The sequence below is a fragment of the Tolypothrix bouteillei VB521301 genome (assembly GCF_000760695.4).
Taxonomy (GTDB): Bacteria; Cyanobacteriota; Cyanobacteriia; order Cyanobacteriales; family Nostocaceae; genus Scytonema; species Scytonema bouteillei_A.
On record NZ_JHEG04000001.1, the window covers coordinates 7,688,084 to 7,709,495 of the forward strand.

Annotated in this window: 11 protein-coding genes and 2 pseudogenes; 5 read left to right on the forward strand and 8 right to left on the reverse strand. The window is 41.4% G+C overall.

Features of this window, described 5'->3' with window-relative positions; all coding sequences use genetic code 11:
- Positions 1-209: 209 nt before the first annotated feature.
- Entirely contained in the window at positions 210-2,270 is a 2,061-nt protein-coding gene (glgX, locus tag HC643_RS31520) for a glycogen debranching protein GlgX (protein ID WP_038085962.1), read from the reverse strand.
- Between the two features lie 208 nt (positions 2,271-2,478).
- Between glgX and HC643_RS31525 the strand changes: the two genes are divergently transcribed.
- Positions 2,479-3,789 carry a lysozyme gene (locus tag HC643_RS31525; RefSeq protein WP_050046639.1) on the forward strand — a complete coding sequence of 437 codons (1,311 nt, stop codon included), beginning with the start codon at positions 2,479-2,481 and terminating at the stop codon, positions 3,787-3,789.
- 251 nt (positions 3,790-4,040) lie between these two features.
- Here the strand turns inward: HC643_RS31525 and HC643_RS40950 are convergent.
- Positions 4,041-5,166: pseudogene (locus HC643_RS40950) on the reverse strand (RNA-guided endonuclease InsQ/TnpB family protein).
- Between the two features lie 52 nt (positions 5,167-5,218).
- On the opposite strand from HC643_RS40950, the gene HC643_RS31535 reads away from it, so the two are divergent.
- The 3 genes and pseudogenes from HC643_RS31535 (at position 5,219) to HC643_RS31545 (ending at position 11,840) form a co-directional block, all read left to right on the forward strand.
- Positions 5,219-5,350: a ribbon-helix-helix protein, CopG family gene (locus HC643_RS31535; RefSeq protein ID WP_072040823.1), complete on the forward strand. Its 132-nt coding sequence runs from the start codon at positions 5,219-5,221 to the stop codon at positions 5,348-5,350.
- Positions 5,351-5,360: 10 nt separating this feature from the next.
- Positions 5,361-5,624 (forward strand): annotated as a pseudogene (locus tag HC643_RS31540) (hypothetical protein); the annotation flags it as partial.
- 117 nt (positions 5,625-5,741) lie between these two features.
- Positions 5,742-11,840, forward strand: a complete 6,099-nt coding sequence (locus HC643_RS31545; RefSeq protein ID WP_038085956.1) for a hybrid sensor histidine kinase/response regulator — start codon at positions 5,742-5,744, stop codon at positions 11,838-11,840.
- A gap of 182 nt (positions 11,841-12,022) precedes the next feature.
- On the opposite strand, the gene obgE is transcribed toward HC643_RS31545, so the two are convergent.
- The 3 genes from obgE to HC643_RS42235 all read right to left on the reverse strand — a co-directional run bounded on the left by obgE (position 12,023) and on the right by HC643_RS42235 (position 14,457).
- Positions 12,023-13,051, reverse strand: coding sequence for a GTPase ObgE (gene obgE / locus HC643_RS31550; RefSeq protein ID WP_038085954.1), 1,029 nt, complete (start codon positions 13,049-13,051; stop codon positions 12,023-12,025).
- A 298-nt stretch (positions 13,052-13,349) separates the two neighbouring features.
- Positions 13,350-14,045: a Mo-dependent nitrogenase C-terminal domain-containing protein gene (locus HC643_RS31555; RefSeq protein ID WP_038082421.1), complete on the reverse strand. Its 696-nt coding sequence runs from the start codon at positions 14,043-14,045 to the stop codon at positions 13,350-13,352.
- Between the two features lie 280 nt (positions 14,046-14,325).
- Positions 14,326-14,457: a hypothetical protein gene (locus tag HC643_RS42235; protein WP_272899964.1), complete on the reverse strand. Its 132-nt coding sequence runs from the start codon at positions 14,455-14,457 to the stop codon at positions 14,326-14,328.
- A 48-nt stretch (positions 14,458-14,505) separates the two neighbouring features.
- Between HC643_RS42235 and HC643_RS31560 the strand changes: the two genes are divergently transcribed.
- A complete protein-coding gene (locus tag HC643_RS31560) occupies positions 14,506-15,618 on the forward strand; it encodes a hypothetical protein (RefSeq protein ID WP_038082420.1) in 1,113 nt (370 codons plus the stop codon).
- Positions 15,619-16,031: 413 nt separating this feature from the next.
- Here the strand turns inward: HC643_RS31560 and HC643_RS31565 are convergent, their stop codons facing one another.
- The 3 genes from HC643_RS31565 to HC643_RS31575 all read right to left on the reverse strand — a co-directional run bounded on the left by HC643_RS31565 (position 16,032) and on the right by HC643_RS31575 (position 21,296).
- The gene (locus HC643_RS31565; RefSeq protein WP_038082418.1) at positions 16,032-17,750 is read right to left on the reverse strand and encodes a tetratricopeptide repeat protein; all 1,719 of its coding nucleotides are present in this window, start codon (positions 17,748-17,750) and stop codon (positions 16,032-16,034) included.
- Between the two features lie 245 nt (positions 17,751-17,995).
- Entirely contained in the window at positions 17,996-20,650 is a 2,655-nt protein-coding gene (locus HC643_RS31570) for an EAL domain-containing protein (RefSeq protein WP_237265978.1), read from the reverse strand.
- A gap of 13 nt (positions 20,651-20,663) precedes the next feature.
- Positions 20,664-21,296 carry a DUF928 domain-containing protein gene (locus HC643_RS31575; protein ID WP_237265979.1) on the reverse strand — a complete coding sequence of 211 codons (633 nt, stop codon included), beginning with the start codon at positions 21,294-21,296 and terminating at the stop codon, positions 20,664-20,666.
- Positions 21,297-21,412 lie beyond the last annotated feature (116 nt).

Sequence of the window (21,412 nt, forward strand, 5' to 3'; positions counted from 1 at the left end):
AATCAATTATTTGTAAAATATGCAAATAAGAATGGCACTATCTATAAGTTTCGTAACTTATATAATATTTTTGAAATATATTTAAGGTAGGAAATACCCCAGCAAAAGTAGCATATGGTGGGCGTTTTCCACCCAACTTAAAATTTTTCATAAGTCATTTATTATTTTTATAATTAAACTGGCATCCTTGGCGTGAAAAGTGGTAAAAGTTAGTGATGAGCCATAAGGACTACGGTAGAGCGCCCTTGTGCCTGATAAGTTTCTTTCTCAACAGGAAGCGCGGTTTGGAGATCGCAAAAATCCTCCGGGCTTGGTAACGCGGTATCTACAATGCGATACCATTTGTACCCATTTTCCAAAAGTGGTAGTTCAAACGCGAGTGATTCCCAATAGGCATTGAGAATGACGTACAAATGCTCGTGAAACTTTGGGTGACGAAGGGTAAATGCCAAACTGTGGGACTCATAACTCCAATCAGGCTGACCTAATTGCGTTCCATGCCAAATAATGTGTGGTTGATGGCTGCCGTAACTGACTGCTAAAATCCGATCTTGATGAAAAATTTTGAGTGATTGCGTTAATGAGATGAGTTTTTGAGTAAATCGCAGTACCTCACAGTGTTTGTCGATCGCACTCCAGTCAAACCAACTTAATTCATTATCTTGACAGTAAGCATTATTATTACCTTGTTGCGATCGCCTTACTTCATCACCCATTAGTAGCATGGGCGTTCCCTGAGACACAAACAGAATAGTTAAAAAATTCTTGATTTGACACAACCGCAGTTGATGAACTGCTAGATCGCGTGTTTCCCCTTCAATATTGCAATTCCAACTATAGTTGGCGTTAGTGCCATCGCAGTTGTCTTCTCCGTTCGCTTGATTGTGTTTGTCGTTATACGACACGAGATCGTTCAGCGTAAATCCATCATGACAAGTAATAAAATTTATACTTCGGTGCGGTTCGCGATTTGGTTGAGAGTAGATATCGGGGCTTGCCATAATGCGATTGGCAAGTGCCTTCACCATTCCCACATCACTTTTGACAAAGCGGCGCACGTCATCTCGATAAGGTCCATTCCATTCAGCAAAACGCTCGCCTACAAAAGCTCCCACTAGATATAGCCCTTCGGCATCCCATGCTTCTGCGATGAGCTTAGTTCCTGCTAAAACTGGGTCAGCATCAATCATCAATAACGCTGGCGGACGAGTCAAGAGTTGTCCTGCTGCTCCCCTAGCAAGAACCGCTGCCAAATCGAAGCGAAACCCATCAACGTGCATTTCGGAAACCCAATAGCGCAGGCAATCTAAAACTAAATTGTTTCCTGCTACACTATTTGCCTTAAAAGTATTGCCACAACCACTATAGTTGCGATAAGTAGCTCTATTGTCTCCAAGTATGTAATAGTCCCAATTACTGAGCCCGCGAAAAGATAAAGTAGGTCCTCGCTCGTCGCCTTCTGCTGTATGATTAAACACAACATCTAAAATCACTTCAATCCCCGCCCGATGCAAAGCTTTTACCATATCGCGGAACTCGTTGACTGGGCTAAATGGATCGGCACAGGAACTGTAGCCAACGTGAGGTGCAAAAAAGGCGATGGGACTGTACCCCCAGTAGTTTTTTAGACCCGGTCGAGCGTCTTCTCGATCGAATTGGTGGGCAGGTAATAATTCTACAGCTGTTATACCTAATTCCTGTAGGTAAGGAATTTTTTCAATTAATCCTGCGTATGTTCCCCGTTTTTCCGGAGATACACCAGAGTTGGGATGTTGTGTGAAAGCACCTACGTGAAGTTCATAAATGATAGTTCTGTTGTAACGAGTTTTGGGGGGAGCGTCATCTTCCCAATCGTAGGCACTGCTATCAATGACAACGCTTCTTAAAGCTCGAGCACAGTTGTCACCTGGTTGGCTTGCTGCTTGACGACTGTAGTTTTCCCAGTTTGCGATCGCTTTGGTATAAGGATCGAGCAATACCTTGTCGCCATCACAGCGCAATCCTCGTTCGGGTGCAAACAGTCCGTGTCCCCGGTAGGCATAAACTTGTCCGGCTCCAATTCCAGGGACAAACACGTGCCAGTAATGAGCTGTTTTGTTTTGTTTGGGGTCGAGTGGTATAACGTGACTTGGTTGAGGGTCGTTAGGGCGATCGAACAGTAACAGTTCAATTGCAGTGCAATCTCTTGAAAACAAACAGAAGTTTACACCACCATCACGAATAGTCGCGCCAATTGGGAAGCTTTTGCCCGGTAAAACATCAACTGTCATGTGTTAGGTTGGAACCCAATAAATTTTTAATTGCAGGCACTACATAATCCTATCGCACACAAAAGAAAACTTCCCTTTCTATATGTTATCGGTCACTGCTCGCTTCCTCATCAAATCCTTATGTAAAATTCCTGATACTTACGGATGACAAAAAATACCGCAATTTATGATGCTAGAGATATTGCATCAGGGTAACAAGACAACAAACATGGATTTAGCGACATACTCTACTAACTTAAAGCTCACCCAACTCCCTCAAGAATTGATAACAGAAGTGCAGCAATGTTTGAGCGATGGAGGTTACAAAGTCACTATTAATGGCATTGCTGATGCAGCCACAAGGCAAGCATTTTCTGACTTTAAGAAAGCATCGTATTTGCAAGATCCTGAATACCTCGGTCCGAGCACAGCCACAGCATTACTGAAACTCAAGAAAAACAGGACCGCTTCCCAACTTGTACCGGGATTAAACTACTTAAGATTAACCCGAACTCCGGAGAAAGATCAGTTTGGCTGTCAAGTCCTTAAACTCCAGTATTTTAAAGATGGTCAAGTAATTGATGAAATAAATATGCGTTCCGGACAGCCATCAAAGCAGTACTTCCGCAAAGGGGTAGATAGCATCTCTGGCAGTGGCGAACCCCTACCGGAAGGACGTTGGAGAATAGAAAATCTTTTTTGGGCTGGTGGCAAAGATAATTGGATGGCAAGTCATGGCGAAGGTATTGGACCCGTTAGCGTTCCTTTAACTTACGATGGACCGGGTATGACAGGACGATCTGAAATTGTTATTCATAACGACCACAATGCTAACCAGGGAAAATCGGGTTCTGTAGGATGCCCGGTTACGTATAATTTGAATGATATGAAAAAAGTTGTAACATGGTTGCGCGACACCGATCCAAGATACTTATACGTAGATTGGAACCTTGGCAGTTGTCCTTCCGTATATGCAGTGCTTCAAGTCTCAAACAAACTCCCTCGCCCTGGAGTAGAACTGATAAAAAAGTTTGAAAGCTGCTTTCTTAATGCCTATCCCGATCCGCTCTCAGGCAATGAACCCATCACAATTGGCTGGGGATGCACTCTTAAAGAAGACGGCTCAAAATGGCAGCTTGGCGATCGCATCACTCAAGAGCGAGCAGATAAATTATTAATCGATCAGCTGAGCAATCGGTACGTGAGTGACTTAGAACAAAGCGTTCCTTTTTGGGAACAGATGAATGAAAACCAAAAAGGCGCGTTGCTCTCCTTTGGGTACAACCTAGGGAGCAAATTTATGACTGAGGGCGATTTTGATTCTATTCGTCGCATCCTCAAAAACAAGCAATGGGCAGAACTACCCGAAACTTTATCTCTTTATCGCAATCCTGGAACCCATGTAGAACTGGGTCTAAAGCGTCGTCGATTTGCAGAAGGGTTAGTTTGGCAAGGCGTTTCCGTAGAAGAAGCCTACCTTAAAGCAATGGCAATTGCACAAAAGGGCGATCGCGTTCCTGTTGCAATCAGAAGACGGTGAACTACCACACACTCAATCGGTACTTCGATTGAGTGTGCTTACAGCAATAAAAGCAGAAAGCCCACCCCTTCTAGGGGTGTGGGACGCGAATAATGCGGGAGGCAAAGCCACACCGCATTTTCGCTCATAAATGCGTAGCACATGGACGGTGCTTTCAAGTTTTATCCGGAATTATGGAACATCTCAAAAGTGCTCTAAGTGTGGAAAAGTCTTGACATACTCCGCGCCCTAAAAGTGCGCGGATTCTAGGCTCAAGCAACAACTGCGGACATAGCCCGTCTTACGTCGTCTAACCCAACAGTTGATGCCCCAACTGTACAAATATTTTTAGCGGCGTTTTCGTCTCTCCCATTCAACGATTGACAAGACCGGCAGCGCCACTGTCTGACAGACAAATCCAGATTTTCTAGAACGTATCCGCAATGAGAGCAAGTCTTGGTAGACGGATACCAGCGATCTATAAATACAACTTGTTTGCCTTTGATAGTGGCAACCCACTCTAGAATTTGGAGAAATTCTCCAAAAGCTAGATCTGATATTTTGCGACCCCAAAGACGTTGCATTCCTTTGAGGTTGAGTGTCTCGAAACAAAGCACGTCAAACTTATTGGTTAAGTCGTGAGCTAACTTCCACTCGCCAGTCGCATCTAGCATTGGTCACGCCTTCGTATTTGCGTACCAAATTTTTTCTAGCTCGTTCTCGATTGGAAGAACCTTTTAACTTTTTGGAATGCTGTCTGCTCGCTTTCTTGATGGCGTTGAAAGACTGTTTTAAAAATTGAGGAGACTCAATTTTTGTACCATCCGAACAAGTGAGGAATGTCTTAAGTCCAAAATCAAACCCAGCAATTTTACCTGTCTCGAATTTGATTTGCGGACTGTTTGTATTGTCAACTACGATCACCATAAACAGTTCGCCCAGTGGTGTCCGTTTAATGGTTAATGTTTTGACCGTTCCTTCAATTTCTCTGGACTTCCAAAATTGATAGACTCGATTTCCAATCTTGATCCTATTAGCACCCAGAAACTTGTATCCTGCTTGTTTGAGAGTGAAGGATCTGTACTTCTTGATTTTCTTGAATCCTGGTGGACGAACCCCCTTTTTGTTGTACTTGAAAAATAATTGGTACGCTTTCTCAATGCGCTGACAGATGTCCTGTGCTGCTTGAGAACCCACCAATTGCCAAAACGGGTTCCGCTTTCGCAATTTAGCAATATGAGATTGAAGCTTTGCACAATTCAAGTGCTTGCCCCACATCTTGTAGTACCGATGATGCAGGGCAATGCAATGGTTGTAGATAGCCCCTGACGCGTTAATCGTTCGCTTGAGGTGTCTATTCCGCTTGTGTTCGTACAGCTTAAACTTCAATGATTTCATGTTATTATTGTCCCACATTTGTCGGCAATATCACAGCATGAAAAAATGAACAGTGCGGTGTTCGGACGAAGAGTATGAGATACTAGTAGAGCATTGCAAACAAACAAGTCGCACTCAAAACGATGTGATTCGTGAGTTAATTCGGAAATTGAAGAAAAGCCGTCCTAGAAGGACGGGGCTTTAAACCCATTTTTTTGGTAAAGAAAACGCTTTCTACTAGAACGCATATCTGTCCTCATTGTCTTCACATTCAGGGGAGAGACCACAACGCAGCTCGCAACATCCTTGAGATCGGACTACGCCACATCCTTCAAGTCGGCGGAGCCGCCCAACGGAGTGGCTCCCGTACCGTGGGGCACACGGGAACGTTAATCGCCTCTGGAGACATCGACCTCTGTTCTGGTGAAGAAACTCCTCAGAATAAGTCGGGTCGAAGAAAGAGGAACTCTCAGAAGTGATTCTGGGAATCCCACGCGCTTTTAGCCGTGGGAGGATGTCAAATACTAAAGTTAGAGTTTGGAGAATTAAGATAGAAAGCACTACTTGATATCTATTTGCGATCGCAAAAAATAAAAATGAGTCTCAATATTAATGAGTACCAATTTCTGGAAGTTCTTTATGAAGGAGACAATACCTGGATTTATCGTGCTTTCAAGAAGACAGCGCCAAATTGGGTGATGGTTAAAACTCTCAAAGCGGAGTATCCAACCATAGAACAACTCGCTCATCTCAGACACGAATATAAAATCCTCCAAAACCTTGACATAGATGGAATTGTGAAACCGCTTGCTGAGGTTAGTTACAAAAACGGTTTAGCACTTATTTTGTCTGATTTTGGGGGAGAACCTTTAAAAAACTTTATTAATACAAAAAAAATTGAGTTAAGTAGTTTTTTAGAAATTGCAATTCAATTAGCATCAATATTAGCTCATTTGCATCAAAATCATATTATTCATAAAGATATTCAACCCTATAATATTTTCATTAATAGAAAAACAGGTCAAGTTCAAATTATAGATCTTAGTCTTTCATCTTTTTTGCCAATAGAAAATCCGACGATAGGCAATTTTCATCTACTTGAAGGTGCCCTAGCCTATATGTCACCAGAGCAAACTGGAAGGATGAACCGCTCTATTGACTATCGAAGTGACTTTTACTCTCTAGGCGTCACTTTCTATGAAATCCTAACAGGACAACTACCATTTCAAGGAACAGATCCTTTGGAATTAGTTCACTGCCACATCGCTAGAACTCCGATACCAATTTGCCAATTAAATCCGGAGATTCCCCAAGCCATTTCTGATATTGTTATGAAGTTATTAGCGAAGACTGCTGAAGAGAGATATCAAAATGCTTTGGGACTAAAATTTGACTTAGAAGAATGTCAGAGAAAATTACAAGCAACAGGAAAGATTGAAGATTTTTTCATCGGACAGCTTGATTTATACAGTCAATTTCTAATTCCTCAAAAACTTTACGGTCGGGAACAAGAAGTGACCGCTCTAACAGACGCTTTTAAGCGAGTGAGTCTTGGTGCAACTGAAATGATGTTAGTCAGTGGTTATTCAGGCATTGGTAAAACTTCTTTAGTAAATGAAATTCATCAAGCCGTTGTTTGCCAGCAAGCATACTTTATTTCTGGTAAATTTGAACAATTTAAGCGAAACATTCCCTACAGTTCTTTGATTCAAGCTTTTCAAGAACTCCTGCGACAAATTCTAACAGAAAGTCAGGAAAAAATAACAATTTGGAAAGCAAAACTTTTAAATGCTCTTGGTTCTAACGGTCAGGTTATTATTGATGTAATTCCTGAAGTTGAATGGATTATCGGTCGTCAGCCAGATATCGCTCAATTAGGGCTAACCGAATCTCAGAATCGTTTTAATCGGGTATTTCAACAATTTATTCATGTTTTTTGTCAAAGAGAACATCCATTAGTGATGTTTTTAGATGATTTACAATGGGCAGATTTAGCTTCTTTAAAGTTAATTCAGATGCTGATCGGTCACTTAAATAGCCAATATCTCTTACTGATTGGGGCTTATCGGGATAACGAAGTTAATGAAGTGCATCCTTTGAGGTTAACTTTAGAAGAAATTGAATCATTGGGTGTAGTCGTCAACAAAATTACCCTTCAGCCTTTGCTGATTTCCCATGTCGAACAATTAGTTAGGGAAACTCTCCGTACTGATTCAGAAAAATCACGCTTGCTTGCCGAGCTAGTGTTTAACAAAACCCAAGGAAATCCTTTCTTCTTAATTCATTTGCTCAAATCTCTCTATCAAGAAAATCTGTTAGTATTTAATTTTATTAAAGGCTACTGGCAGTGGAATATCGAGCAAATTCAAGACATTGATATCACAGATAATGTCATTGAGTTGATGGTGAATCGAATTCAAAAACTGTCATCGAACACCCAAAATGTCTTAAAGTTAGCGGCTTGTATTGGGGATAAATTTACGCTGGATCTTCTCAGTATTGTTAACCAAAAATCTTTGTCAGAAACAGCAACAGATTTATGGGAATCTCTACAGGCAGGTTTAGTTTTGCCCTTGAATCAATCTTATAAAATTCCCCTTGTGTTTGATTCGGAAACAATAGAGACTGGGAACTTGCGGTTGACAACTGGGCAAGAATCTTCCTCTTCACCAATCGTTAATTCCGAGATCCCAATCGTTTATAAGTTTTTACATGACCGAGTTCAACAAGCAGCTTATTCTCTAATTGTAGATTCACAGAAAAAGGAAACTCACTTAAAAATTGGTAAATTGCTACTGCAAAATACGACACCTGAAGAACGAAGAGAACAGATCTTTGCTTTAGTCAATCAACTGAATTACGGTACCGATCTATTGACTTTAGAATTACAAAAATATGAGCTAGCTGAACTCAATCTTATAGCCAGCCAGAAAGCAAAAGCAGCGACAGCGTATGACTCCGCTGTTCGTTATTTAAAAGTAGGGTTGAAGTTATTGCCTGCTTCTAGTTGGCACCAACGATATGAACTCACATTGAGTTTATATCATGAAGCTGCCGAAGCAGCATTTCTTAGCGGTGATTTTGAGCACATGGAGCAACTAGTTGAAGTTGTGCTAAAACAAGCCAAAACACAACTGGACAAAGTGAAAGTTTATGAATTACGAATCAAAACTTGTGGAGTGCAAAGAAAACTCCTCGAAGCGGTGAAAATAGGCCTACAAGCTTTGGAAATTCTGGGAGTAAAATTGATTGAATCACCTACTTCTCTGGATATTCAGCAAGCAATTCAGGAAATAACAGTATCTTTAGCTCATAGCGGTATAGAACATTTAATTAATTTACCGATAATGACAGACGCGAATAAGCTAGCCACATTTCGTCTGATAGCTAGTTTGGTTCCTGCTGCCTATCAATCTGCACCTGCACTATTTATTTTGATGGCTTGCGAGCAAGTCAAGTTATCTATTCAAAATGGAAATATCTCTCTATCAGCTAGCGGGTTTGCTGATTATGGAGTTGTTTTTAGTGGATTGTTACAAGATATTGATGCTGCTTATAAATTTGGACAATTAGCATTAAATTTATTAGAACGATTGGATGCTCGTGAGGTAAGAAGTCAAACCTTATTTAAGGTTTCAACGTTTATACTCCACTGGAAACATCATGTTAGGGAAACTTTACCACTGCTAGAAGATGCTTACTCTAATGGATTGGAATATGGCGATTTGATACATTCTGGATATTCAGCTAGTAATTATTGCCAATATTCATATTGGAGCGGTGCAGAGTTAAAAAAACTCGAACAGGAAATGGCTCGATATGGTCAGGCGATCGCTCAAATTAATCAAGAAGCTGCTTTGAAGTGGCATCAAGTCTGTCATCAAGCAGTTTTAAACTTAATAGGATTGTCTAAAAATCCTTGCGATCTAGTGGGCGATGCTTACAATGAAACCCAATTTTTACCCCTTCACATCCAATTTAACGAACGAACGTTAGTGTGTTATGTATTTCTTAACAAATTAATCCTTTGTTACTTGTTTGGAGAATTTTCTCAGGCTGCTGAAAATGCTATCAAAGCCGAACAGTATTTGGATGGAGTTATAGGATGGTTAATTGTACCGCTGTTCTATTTCTACGATTCTTTAGCACAACTTGCCGTATATCGCTCCGTACCAAATTCACAACAAGAACACCTTTTAAGTAGGATAATAAACAATCAAGAAAAGATGCAAAAATGGGCAAACTATGCTCCTATGAACTTTCAGCATAAGTACGATCTTGTGGAGGCAGAAAAAGCACGAGTTTTAGGTCAATATTGGCAAGCTACAGAGTTTTATGACCGAGCCATCCTTGGAGCTAAAGAACAGGGATATATTCAGGAAGAAGCCCTCTCTAACGAACTCGCAGCAAAATTTTATTTTGAGTGTGGACGGGAAAAAGTAGCACGGACTTATCTAAATGATGCATATTATGGATATTTGTGTTGGGGAGCAACGGCAAAAGTTAAAGATTTAGAAGCAAAGTTTTTTCAAGATTTTTCTCCTATTTTAAAGCAAAAAACCACAATTCTAGAGGTCGAGCAGAAAAATAATTCTACAAGTGCCAGCAGTTATGGAGCTTTTGATTTAGCTGCTGTTATGAAAGCATCTTTAGCTCTTTCCAGCACAATTGTATTAGATAAGCTACTGGCTAACTTGATGCTTATTGTGATTGAAAATGCTGGTGCTGAAACAGGCTTTTTTATTTTGGAAAAAGCAGGGCAATTATTTATAGAAGTTTCAAGAAAATGTGGTCAAGAGGAGATAACATCACAGCAATCAATACCCGTAAATTCCAGCCAGCAGCTACCAATATCGATTGTAAATTACGTGCATCGAACTCATGAGAATGTTGTTTTAAATGATGCCACGCTTGAGAAAGTCTTTGCAACGGATAATTACATCATCACCAATCAACCCAAATCTATTTTATGTACGCCCATCGTTAATCAAGGTAAACTCATTGGCATTCTTTATTTAGAAAATAACTTGATCGCTGGAGCATTCACACCAGAACGTTTGGAAGTTTTGCAACTTTTATCTTCGCAAGCGGCTATCTCAATTGAAAACGCACGTCTTTATAACGATCTAGAAGATTCCAATCGAACTCTAGAAGCAAAAGTCCAAAAGCGAACGTTAGAGCTACAAGCAAAAAATTTGCGACTTCAACAAGAAATTCGCGAACGTCAACGAGCAGAAGAAGTCGCTGCAGCCGCCAACCAAGCAAAAAGCGAATTTCTTGCAAACATGAGCCACGAGCTTCGCACTCCGCTTAATGGTATATTAGGTTACACTCAAATCTTTCAAAAAGATAAAAGTTTAACAGATAAGCAAATAAAGGGTATAAACGTTATTTATCAATGTGGAGAACACTTACTAACGCTGATCAACGATATTTTGGATCTCTCTAAAATTGAAGCGCGGGAAATGGAACTTTACCCTCAAGAATTTAATTTTCCGGACTTTCTTGAGAGTATTGTTCAACTTTACTGCATCCGTACCGAACAAAAAGAAATTTCATTAATTTACCAAACGCCTTCTCCCCTGCCGCGAATTATTCGAGCCGATGAAAAAAGATTGCGTCAGATTTTAATGAATTTACTTAGCAATGCTGTCAAGTTTACGGAAAAAGGCAGTGTGACTTTCACAGTATGGGAAATTGGGAATGGTGAGAAGGGAGACAAGGGAGACAAGGAAGAAAATTCTACCTTGTCTACCCCCTCCTCAATCCCTAAAATTCGCTTTCAAGTTGAAGATACAGGTATTGGCATTCCATTAGAGCAATTGGAAGAAATCTTTTTACCTTTCAAGCAAGTTGGTGAAGACAGACGCAAGACTGAAGGAACGGGCTTGGGGTTGGCAATTAGCCGTCAATTGGTTCAGATGATGGGCGGTGAACTGAAAGTAAAGAGTAATTTAGGCAAAGGCAGTGTTTTTTGGTTTGATTTGGGGGTTTCCGAGGTAATACTTCCGTCTGGTCTTAAATTTCTTCAGAAATCGAATATTATTGGTTTTTTAGGAACCAAACGAAAAGTTTTGGTTGTAGATGATAAATGGGCGAATCGTTCGGTTTTAGTCAATTTATTACAACCTTTAGGATTTGAAGTCGCAGAAGCAACAGATGGTTTAGATGGTATTGATAAAGCACGAGAATTTGAGCCAGATATCATTTTTATGGACTTAGTGATGACGGTAATGGATGGCTTTGAAGCTACCCGTCGTCTTAAAATGCTACCAAACTTCAAACATACGGTGGTGATAGCAGTATCTGCTAGCGTTTTTGAATTCGATCGCCAGCAGAGCCGAGAAGTGGGTTGCGATGATTTTCTTCCCAAACCGATTAGAAAAGCTGAGCTTTTAGAAAAATTAAGAATTTACTTGGCTTTGGAATGGGTTTATGAAGAAGTAGATAACAACGTACAACTTTCTACTCTCCCTTCCCCAAGTGCTGATATCAACTCCCTTGTGGCTCCACCTGCGGAAGAACTGGCGATTTTGCTTCATTTAGCAATGAAAGGTGACCTCAAAAGTATTGCTAAACGATCTGTAGAATTAGAGAAATTGGATGAACAATTTGTACCTTTTGCTAACCATTTGCGCCAACTTGTTGAAGGTTTCAAAAGCAAACAAATACTGGAATTCTTGAGAAAATATTAAGTCGGGTAGGCAATACCAGCTCGTTGGGTACGGACAAATAAACTAGAAAAGTGAGTTCTCAAACCAGTGTCGATCTAGTTTCTTGGGCAATACTTTGAGAGTATTGGCATTGCTGACCACAAGTCTAATACGGTGGGCAATGCCCACCGTAACGGTATATGAAATTACCATAGCAAGAGAGGTTAAACAGGAATTTCTTCAACCTCAACAGCATTCATCTGGTCGAGAATTGACCAAACTTGCTGTAACAACGGTTGCAATCCAACACCAGTGACTCCTGAAATGAGGAAAACAGGAGAATGAGACAGGTGGTTGAGTTGCTCGGCTAGAGCATCCAAATCCTTTGTTTCTCTATCAACAGCATCAATTTTATTGAGCGCTAAAACTTGCGGGCGTTCTGATAAACCCTGTCCGTAAGCTTGTAACTCTTGCTGAATTGTTTTGTAGTCTGCGATCGCATCATCACTTGTAGCGTCAATTAAATGTAGCAGTATGCGGGTACGCTCGACGTGACGCAAAAAATCGTGTCCCAGCCCCGCACCTTGGGAAGCACCCTCAATCAACCCAGGAATATCCGCAAACACCGTACCATCACCTGTAGGCTTTCGCACAACTCCCAAATTCGGTACTAAAGTTGTAAAGGGATAATCAGCAATTTTGGGGCGTGCTGCTGATAAAGCGGAAATCAAAGTTGATTTTCCTGCATTTGGCAATCCAATAATGCCCACCTCTGCCAAAAGTTTTAACTCCAAACGGAGGAACTTTGTCTCCCCCGGTAAACCAGGAAGCGCGTATTCGGGAGCGCGATTGCGGTTGCTCAAAAAATGCTGGTTTCCCAATCCGCCTTTACCGCCTGCAGCAATCAGTAACGATTGTCCTGGTTTGACTAAATCCCCGAGGATTTCATCCGTTTCTGCGTCATAGACAATAGTTCCTACCGGGACTTCAATGTTTAAATCTTTTCCATTGGCTCCCGTTCGGTTATTTGGTCCCCCACGAGAACCATTTTCTGCTTGAAAACGGTGCTCGTAGCGAAAGTCTAGCAAAGTTTGCAGGTTTTCCACGGCAACTAGGTATATCGAACCGCCTTTTCCCCCATTACCACCAGAGGGACCGCCTGCAGGTACGTACTTTTCTCGTCGGAAGGCGACTATACCATCCCCTCCTTTCCCTGCTTCTATTTCAATTTCTGCTCGATCGATAAATTTCATAATATGTTAGTTGCTAATTGCTAATGGCTAATGGCTAATGGTGAGACCAGCCCTGCAGGCGGGTTTCCCGCCGTAGGGGACTGGCGAACCCGAAGGGCGAACCCGAAGGGCTAATGGCTAATGGCTAATTGTTAGTTCTTAGCCATTAGCCCTCTGTTGTATCTCAGGAGCGGAGACGCTTCGCGATGCCGCAGGCTATGCCCGCAAGGGCTATACGCCAGTTCCCAGGGCGCGGGAAACCCGCGCCCTGCGGGCTGGACTCACCATTAGCTATTAGCAATTAGCCATTAGCCATTAACTAAATATATGGTGAAACATCTTCACCGCACTCATCCGCCAGATAGGAGAGAGCGCGGAAACGCAAGCCTACTAGTTGCTCGTAGAGTGGATTTAGTTTACACAACGGTGGAATGTGAACGATCTTACGTCCAAAAAGAGTCACATCCCTTTCAAATGGGCATTGTGATGGTATCATTTTACATAAAAAACGTGCAACTCTTGGGTCTTGAATATCTAACTTGTCTAGCCATTCTCTTAGAGGGTGAAGTGCATCAGCTTGGTGCTTTGTCGGTATGGGTTGTAGGGAAACTGGAGATGTTGGGATAGTTGCTGTCACTTGGTGAGAGTGTTCTAATGTATGGCGCAGTGCTTCTAACATATCTTCTGGCTCTTCCAGAACTTTGCAGAACTGGTGCAAAATATAGTCTTCGCTGGAAGAATATGTTCCATCTGCGATCGCGACCATGACAGCTGTGCGGAGAAAGTTTTCTGCAGCTTTTGTCCCTTTCCCCAGAACTGTGGATAATTCTTCTGGTTCTATGGGCTCGTAGGATTCTACCTTAATGCTGGGAGCGAGTTCATCCTTAGTGAGGTTAGCAATTAATTCTTGTTCTTGAGCGTCAAAGTCACCATCTGCCCAAGCAATGGTTAGTAACCCACGCAGCCAAGCAGCTATCTGTTCGTTGGTGTATGGAGATTTTACAACATTTGTCATAAACTCAAGCCCTCAAGCAATTCTGAGTTTATCGTAACTTGAGGGTTGTGGAGAGTAGGGAGTGAAGGAGCTAGCAGTAAAACCCTTCTTAAGAAAGTCTTGCAAATTTTTCTGAGAAAAACTATTTATACCGATCCCACCTCTCTAACCCTAGAGGGAAACCCCAGCTAACCTTAATTAGGGCTAGTTCCAATTAATTGCATGAACCGTTTGGTGAAATGGTATTACATGAAATTGCTTGAGATACTGGACGCAATAGATTAGAATTTTCATAACTTTGCTATTGCAAAAACCTCTCAAATAGCATCTCGCGTTTAAAAGAATGAAGGATAAAGGATGAAGGTTGAAGTTTTTTGCCTTCAAATCCGGTATTACCACCCGTACCCGGATAAATTCTTAAGGTTTTCTTCATTTTTTCCGCACCAAACTCCCTCCTTCAATTAAAAGTCAAGGTTAAATAATGTTTTATTTTGGCATTGAACATGAAGTCGCTTTCCTCAATCAAGAAGGAAAGTTTGCCGATTTTTCTCGCACAATATACGCTGATTTCAATAAAATTATCGAAAAACTACCGACTTATCCTAGCGATCGCACTCAATTACATATTGGAGATGCTGGGATCAGAAAAAAGAGGTGGTATATAGAAGGCTTTGAGCGCTTTTCTGAAGCTGCAGAAATGATTGATTGCGTTCCTAAAGGTATCGAAATTAGAACAACTATACACCCTGATATTCACAGTACTATTACTGAACTATCAGAAAGTTTTCAATTGTTAAAGGAAGTTGCTCAAGAGTTTGGTTTTTCACCCGTTTTAATCAGTTTTAATCCATACCTTACCAATTACGAACCCAATCCCCCCTTGAATGATGTTGAAAGAAAAGATCTACAAGCCTATCCTGACGAGGAAGCTTACATTTATATGGTCACCTACGGACCCGACTTAAACATTTCAGTTACCGATCTATCTATTGAATGTGTTATTGATATCGGGCAAAAATTAACTTATTACAGCCCTTACATTGTTCCTTTTAGTTATAGTTCTCCCTTTTATGAAGGAACATTATGGCAAGGGCTTTCCGTGAGAACTTTTGTCAGAACAGGAAAAAGACCCGCGACTCTAGTTTTTGTAGAAACTCAGGAACAACTGATTAAAAGCGTTCCTTCTTCAACAAAAATTGCTCGACTTCCTGCGGAAGTTGGGCGTATTGAATTTAAAGCCTTTGATAGTTGTTCTGATTTTTCTATTTATGCTCAGTTGCTAGCATTATTAAAAGGTCTGGTTTTAGACCAAACACTGACGGGTAGAGCCATTGTACCTGATACCGCTTTGCATCAACTTTCTGCAAGAGAAGGGTTTGATAATGAAGAGATTTTTGCGATCGCAACCCAAGTCATAGAAGCTGCTGAAGTTGCTCTCAAGGACGATCCAGATGCTTGTTTGTTAGTAGAACTTAAAAAGTCTCTTCAGACAAGAAAAACACCAGCACATGATACGATCGCGACTTTTCAAAGATTGGGTTCGATAGAACAGGCATTACAAACAACTTATACACAATTCTCGTCAAGTCAGTAAACCACGGGACTTTCTTGTGGCACATTTCCAGGCTTCCTCACCAGTGTTATACTAAATCCGCGTCTTGTACCCCCTTTATAATTTAGTCCGCGCAGGCGGTGAGTCCAGCGCTGCAGGCGGGTTTCCCGCGCCCTGGCGACTGGTGAGACCAGCCCTGAAGGCGGGTTTCCCGCGCCCTGGGGACTGGCGAACAAGGGAGGGCGAACCCGAAGGGACTTTGTTTGTATAGCCGCGATTACGAACATCGCTGGGCTAAAAGGGGTTAGAAAAGTGGATTTGGTATTAGTCAAAATGTCCACCCTTGACCTTCTTCATGAGTGGAGGTAGCGTCTCTAATAAAAGCATTCCCAGGCTCAGCCTGGGAATGAAAAATTATAGGAGTTCCCCTGTTAAGCGTTCCCTTATTTGACGAATTATGAATTACGTAAATTGTCCGTACCTGGCAACGAAGCGCGTTGAACGATAGGTCTCGACCACACTTTTTTGTAATCTTCAATTGCACCGCTATAATCTTTCAGTTTAGACCGAGCATTACCTCGACTAATATAAGCCTTCGCATCATCAGGATTCATTTGCAGAAAGTAGGTGTAATCTTCAATTGCACCAGTGTAATCTTGAAGCTTAGCTCGAGCATTTGCTCGATGGATATAAGGTTCTGCATCATTAGGATTGAGTGCGACAGAGAGGTTGTAATCTTCAACAGCCCCTTTGTAATCTTCCATCTCATAACGGCAATTTCCCCTATTAAAGTAAGCCTTAGCATCATTAGGCGCGCTTTTGATAATTTGGGTATAATCTTCAATGGCACCTTTATAATCTTTAAGTTGAAAGCGGGAGTTTGCCCGTTTTAAGTAAATATCTGGATCGCTATCACTGCTTTCTAAATACTGCGTGTAATCATCAATAGCACCTTTGCAATTTTCTATCTCAAAGCGGGTATTACCTCGACTGACATATCCTTCGCCTAGCTCGGAGGTTATGTCCAAAGATGGAACATAATTTTGCATTTCATATTGGGAATGCCCGGAGTTGAGATAAATTTCGTTATTATTGGTATCGTTATAATGAGGTAATAAAGAATGAGTAGAGCTTTCAATAGCACTACTGGAATTCTCAATCTGAGAAAGTTCAATTTGAGAAAAACTGCAATCTGGGATGATATTAATATTGGTGCCAAAATTGCGGGAATTGTCCCCTAAAGCTGGAGCATGGTGAAAAGGAATTTGTTGTCTATCTCCAAGTTCGGAATTGATAGAACCAAAATTGTCAGGAGTGCTTTGCATCGCATGGCTGTAGTCCGTAATTGCTCCTTGATAGTCTCCTAGCTCTAAACGGAGCAGTCCTCGATAATAATGAGCTTCACTATCATTGGGATGAAACTGCAAATACAAATCAAAGTCTGCCATCGCTCCTTTTTTGTCTCCCAATTTTTGACGGGCTAGTCCTCGACCGTAATATGCCTTAAAACCTCGAGGATTTAGACGTAAAAACTGGTTAAATTCTGCGATCGCCCCTTGATAGTCTCCTTTTTTTGCTTTTTCCTCTCCCCGTTGGTAAAAGATTTCAATGAACTCCTGTTGCTGACGAAGTTGTGCGTTGGCTTGCTGTCGTTGAGTGAGAGTACGTGACAAAGCGATCGCATTCCGCCGCAACTCCAATTGTGCTACAACTTGATGGCTTAACAATCGCAGTGCTTCCACCTGTTCGAGAGTTAAATCTCTCGGTACGAAGTCTATAACACAAAGGGTTCCAACGCCAAATCCTTCTGGCGTAATCAAAGGCGCACCAGCATAAAACCGAAGGTTGGGTTCTGCAGTAACGAGGGGATTTTTAGCAAATCGACCATCCAGTAACGCGTTTCTAACAACGAGTGGTTGTTGTTGCAAGATTGAGTAGGCGCAGAAAGCAACATCTCGCTCGGTTTCAGATATTGTTACACCTATCTTGGATTTAAACCACTGCCGATTTCCATCCAGTAAGCTGATCAAAGCTACTGGAGTACGACAAACTTGTGCAGCTAAGAAGGTGAAATCATCAAACACTTTCTCTGGAGGGGTATCAAGGATTTGATACTGTCGCAGTGTATAGAGTCTGGCAATTTCGTTACTGGGTAGAGGCGGTTTTGGGTTCATCTTGAGTAAATTGCTAGTAGCTGGTTTGATAGATTACACGCTTACTTTGAGTTACTGTTTGCTTTTCACTGATTTCAGTGCTCGTTAATATAAGTCTTCACCACAGCGAACATTGTTTCCGGGCAATTCTACGGTAAAGGTATTCATTTTTTTTACTCTCTCCACAAATTCTACTTCTCCAAAGGTCAAATTTCCGACTTCCTTTAAGAAGTCAGAAAGCTTACCTCTTGATACCCTATCTCCCATTACGCTTGAGGTATTTTGTGTTGTTCCTCTACCAAATAGCTACCTGTTGTGGAAAACTGGCTTTGTAATAACGCCGTTGCTGTCTTGCTATCTACAGGTTTGGAGAAGAAATAGCCTTGTCCGTATTCACAATTAAGCGCTTGCAATTTTGCTTTTTGTTCGACTGTTTCTACACCCTCAGCAACAATGTCCATTCCCAAGGAATGACTAAGCATCACAATGGTTTGAACAATTGCTGCATCTTCATCCGTGTCTTCCATTCGACTGACAAACGAGCGATCTATTTTAAGTGTATTTACGGGAAAACGATGTAAATAGCTTAAAGATGAATACCCAGTCCCAAAATCGTCTATACTTAGTCTCAAATTTAAATTTCTTAAGCGTAGCATTACTGATATGGCTGCTTCCACATCATTCATAGCTACGCTTTCAGTAATTTCTAATTTTACACTCCGCCCGTCCAATCCAGTTTCTTGCAAAGATTGTTCAATGTATTCAACTAAATCCGGTTGAGTGAACTGTTGCCCGGAAAGATTTATACTCATCATCAGGGGCGGGCTTGCAGGAAATTGGGCTTGCCATATAGATAATTGACGGCAAGCAGCTTGAAAAATCCACTTTCCTAGAGGAATAATTAGACCAGTTTCTTCTGCAACTGAAATAAATTCTAAAGGAGAGACAAAACCGTGTTTGGGATGGTTCCACCTAACAAGCGCTTCAAAACCAGCTATTTTTTCCGTAATTAGCGACACTATTGGCTGGTATACAAGATACAATTCTTCTAATTCTATTCCCCGGCGGAGATCGGCTTCGAGTTGAAATCGCTTGATGACTTGCGTGTGCATACCTGTTGCAAAGACTTGGTGACGGGCTTTACCTAAGTCTTTTGCCCGGTACATAGCTATATGAGCATCTCTCAATAACTCTACTGGATGGTAGTTAAGTTCGCTTTGATTAAAGGCTATACCAATGCTAATACTCGTAAATATTTGTTGCCCATCTTTTTGAAACGGTTGACTGATTTGCTGTTGAAGTTCATCGGCTAATTGAGTTGCTTCACTGGTATGGCTGATGTTTAAGAGCAAAATCGCAAACTCGTCGCCTCCTACCCTTGCAACTGTTCCTCTACTTCTGACACCGGCTTTTAATCTTTGTGCCGTATTTTTTAAGAGTTGGTCGCCTACTTGGTAACCAAGGCTTTCATTAATAATTTTGAAGCGATCTAAATTCAGAAATAATACGGCAAATCGCGTATTTTGATGAAGTTGTGAGTTTGAGATCGCTACTTCCAAACTTTTAAGAAAACAGTCTCGATTGGGTAAATCTGTAAGGGGATCGTGAAGCGATCTGCGTAATAAAACGTAGCAAAATGTACTAACTCCTGTAGTTATTAATGTTAGCGATGCAGGGACAAAAGGTATCCAGCCTCCGTGAAGAAAGATGTAGAAGCAAATGCCACATAAGCCAGCCCAAGAAACCACTCCCACGACCCCTAAAAGAAGAGGATGTCGAAGCCGACATGCCAATGCACCACCCACTAAAGCCCATAAAAATATCCATAGGATTTCCTCCCATTCCGACCAAAACCAAACTAACGGTTTTCTATCTAACGCAGTACTTAGGATTTGACTGACAAATTGCGCGTGGAGAAAAACTCCTGGTGTTCTTGGTTTTGCCGACTGTCCTGCATTATAAGGAGTGAAAAAGATATCTTTAAGACTGGGTGCGGTTGTACCAATTAAGACGACCTTATCCTTTACCAAATTCGGATTGATTTCTTTACGTAACACTTGAGTTAAAGTAACTTGTCGCGCTACATCTATCGAACCGTAAGATACAAGCACCTGATAGCCAGCATCGTCAAGATTGTGATAGCCGCCAGAATGAGTATTTAAAGCAGGAAAAGTGGTGTTGCCTAATTGCAATCCATCCGGTAAAGTTTTGAACGCAACATTTTGCTGTGCTAAATATTTGAGACTCAATCGCAGGGAAAAAGAGTAATACTTTTTCTCGCCTTCATATGCGTACATCAAATTACGACGGATAACACCGTCAGGATCGAGTAATAAGTCGTTAAAGCCTGTTTGCTCTGGGGGTACACCTCGAATAGAAGGAACTTTTTCAGCATCTACACCCCCAAGCTCGTAAATACTAAGTACATTAGGAAGGCGAAGTTGCTGAAGCAGGGCATTTTCACCTGGTGGTACTGAAATATTGCGATAAAGGTCTATCCCAATAGCCCTAGGCTTGTATTGTTGCAAGTTCTTTAAGGCTTGGGCAAGAATTTGATCTGAGATAGGCCACTTTTTGAGTTTCTCGATATCCGCTTCTGTAATTGCAACAACCAACAGTCGTTCGTCTGGTTCGGAATTAGACTCAAGGCGCACCATTTGGTCAAAGGCAAGTAATTCCAAAAACTGCAATCCACCTGTGTATCTGGCAGCTAACACTAACCCTGCCATAAGAATACTGGCTGCAAGAACCGATTGTTGGACACTTAATGTTGCAATAGCTTTATGCTGACAGTAGCTGTTAAGCACTGAGAGTAGTGAAGACAACTTTTTTGTAAATTGAGCAATCACAGAAGGGTTGGTTGGGGGTTGTGGATTGTGGGTTAGGGGCTGACGACCAACGACTGTACGGGCGCAAAGCATTGCGCCCGTACAACTAACGATTACTTAATATCTCAACCTTTAACAGGGGTTCTTGTGCGAGCGCTTCTAACTTTTCAGTTTGCAAAAGTTTTGTCCAACTTGTAGTTAACTGAGAGTCATTAGGTTGAGTGTAACGAGGTTCAGCCAATGTCACAAGTGCATCTTGCCAAAGTCCCGCACTAGCATACAAGTCAGCACGATCTACAGATGTTTTTGTTTGCTCTAACTTCTTCAGAAACATAGGGTCTGGTTGAACTCGTCGAATCCAACCAGAGACAACAATATCTTTAGCTCTATTTTTGGGTTCGCAAATCACCGATAAATACCACCGATAGTTCTTATCAACATTGAGTGGAGGTAAAGATTTTTCTTGAGGCAAGCTGACATTAATAATTCCGGATGAACCTGTTTTTATAAAACTTTTTTCGTAGACTAAATGGTTTTTATCGTCTCGCAGGACAAACTCTACTGTTTTGGGAGTAGAGGTTTGGGGTACAAAGAAAAACAACGTGGGGTAAGCCGCTTGTGTCAATCCCAAATTGTTTTCGGGCGCTAATGCTGTCAGTTGCTTGGCGTTAAGTTCGCAACCACTGCGCGTTCCACCTCCTACACGCCGTCCTGGTAATCCCTCTCTAGATCCTGCCATAACTACTTGTGGTAGCATCGCTGAGAAAGCCAGTAGAGAAGTCAAAAAGATATTTATCAGGACCCTTATTTTATTTTTTTTTTCAAGCATATTTCTGTACTATTTAATTTCATCTT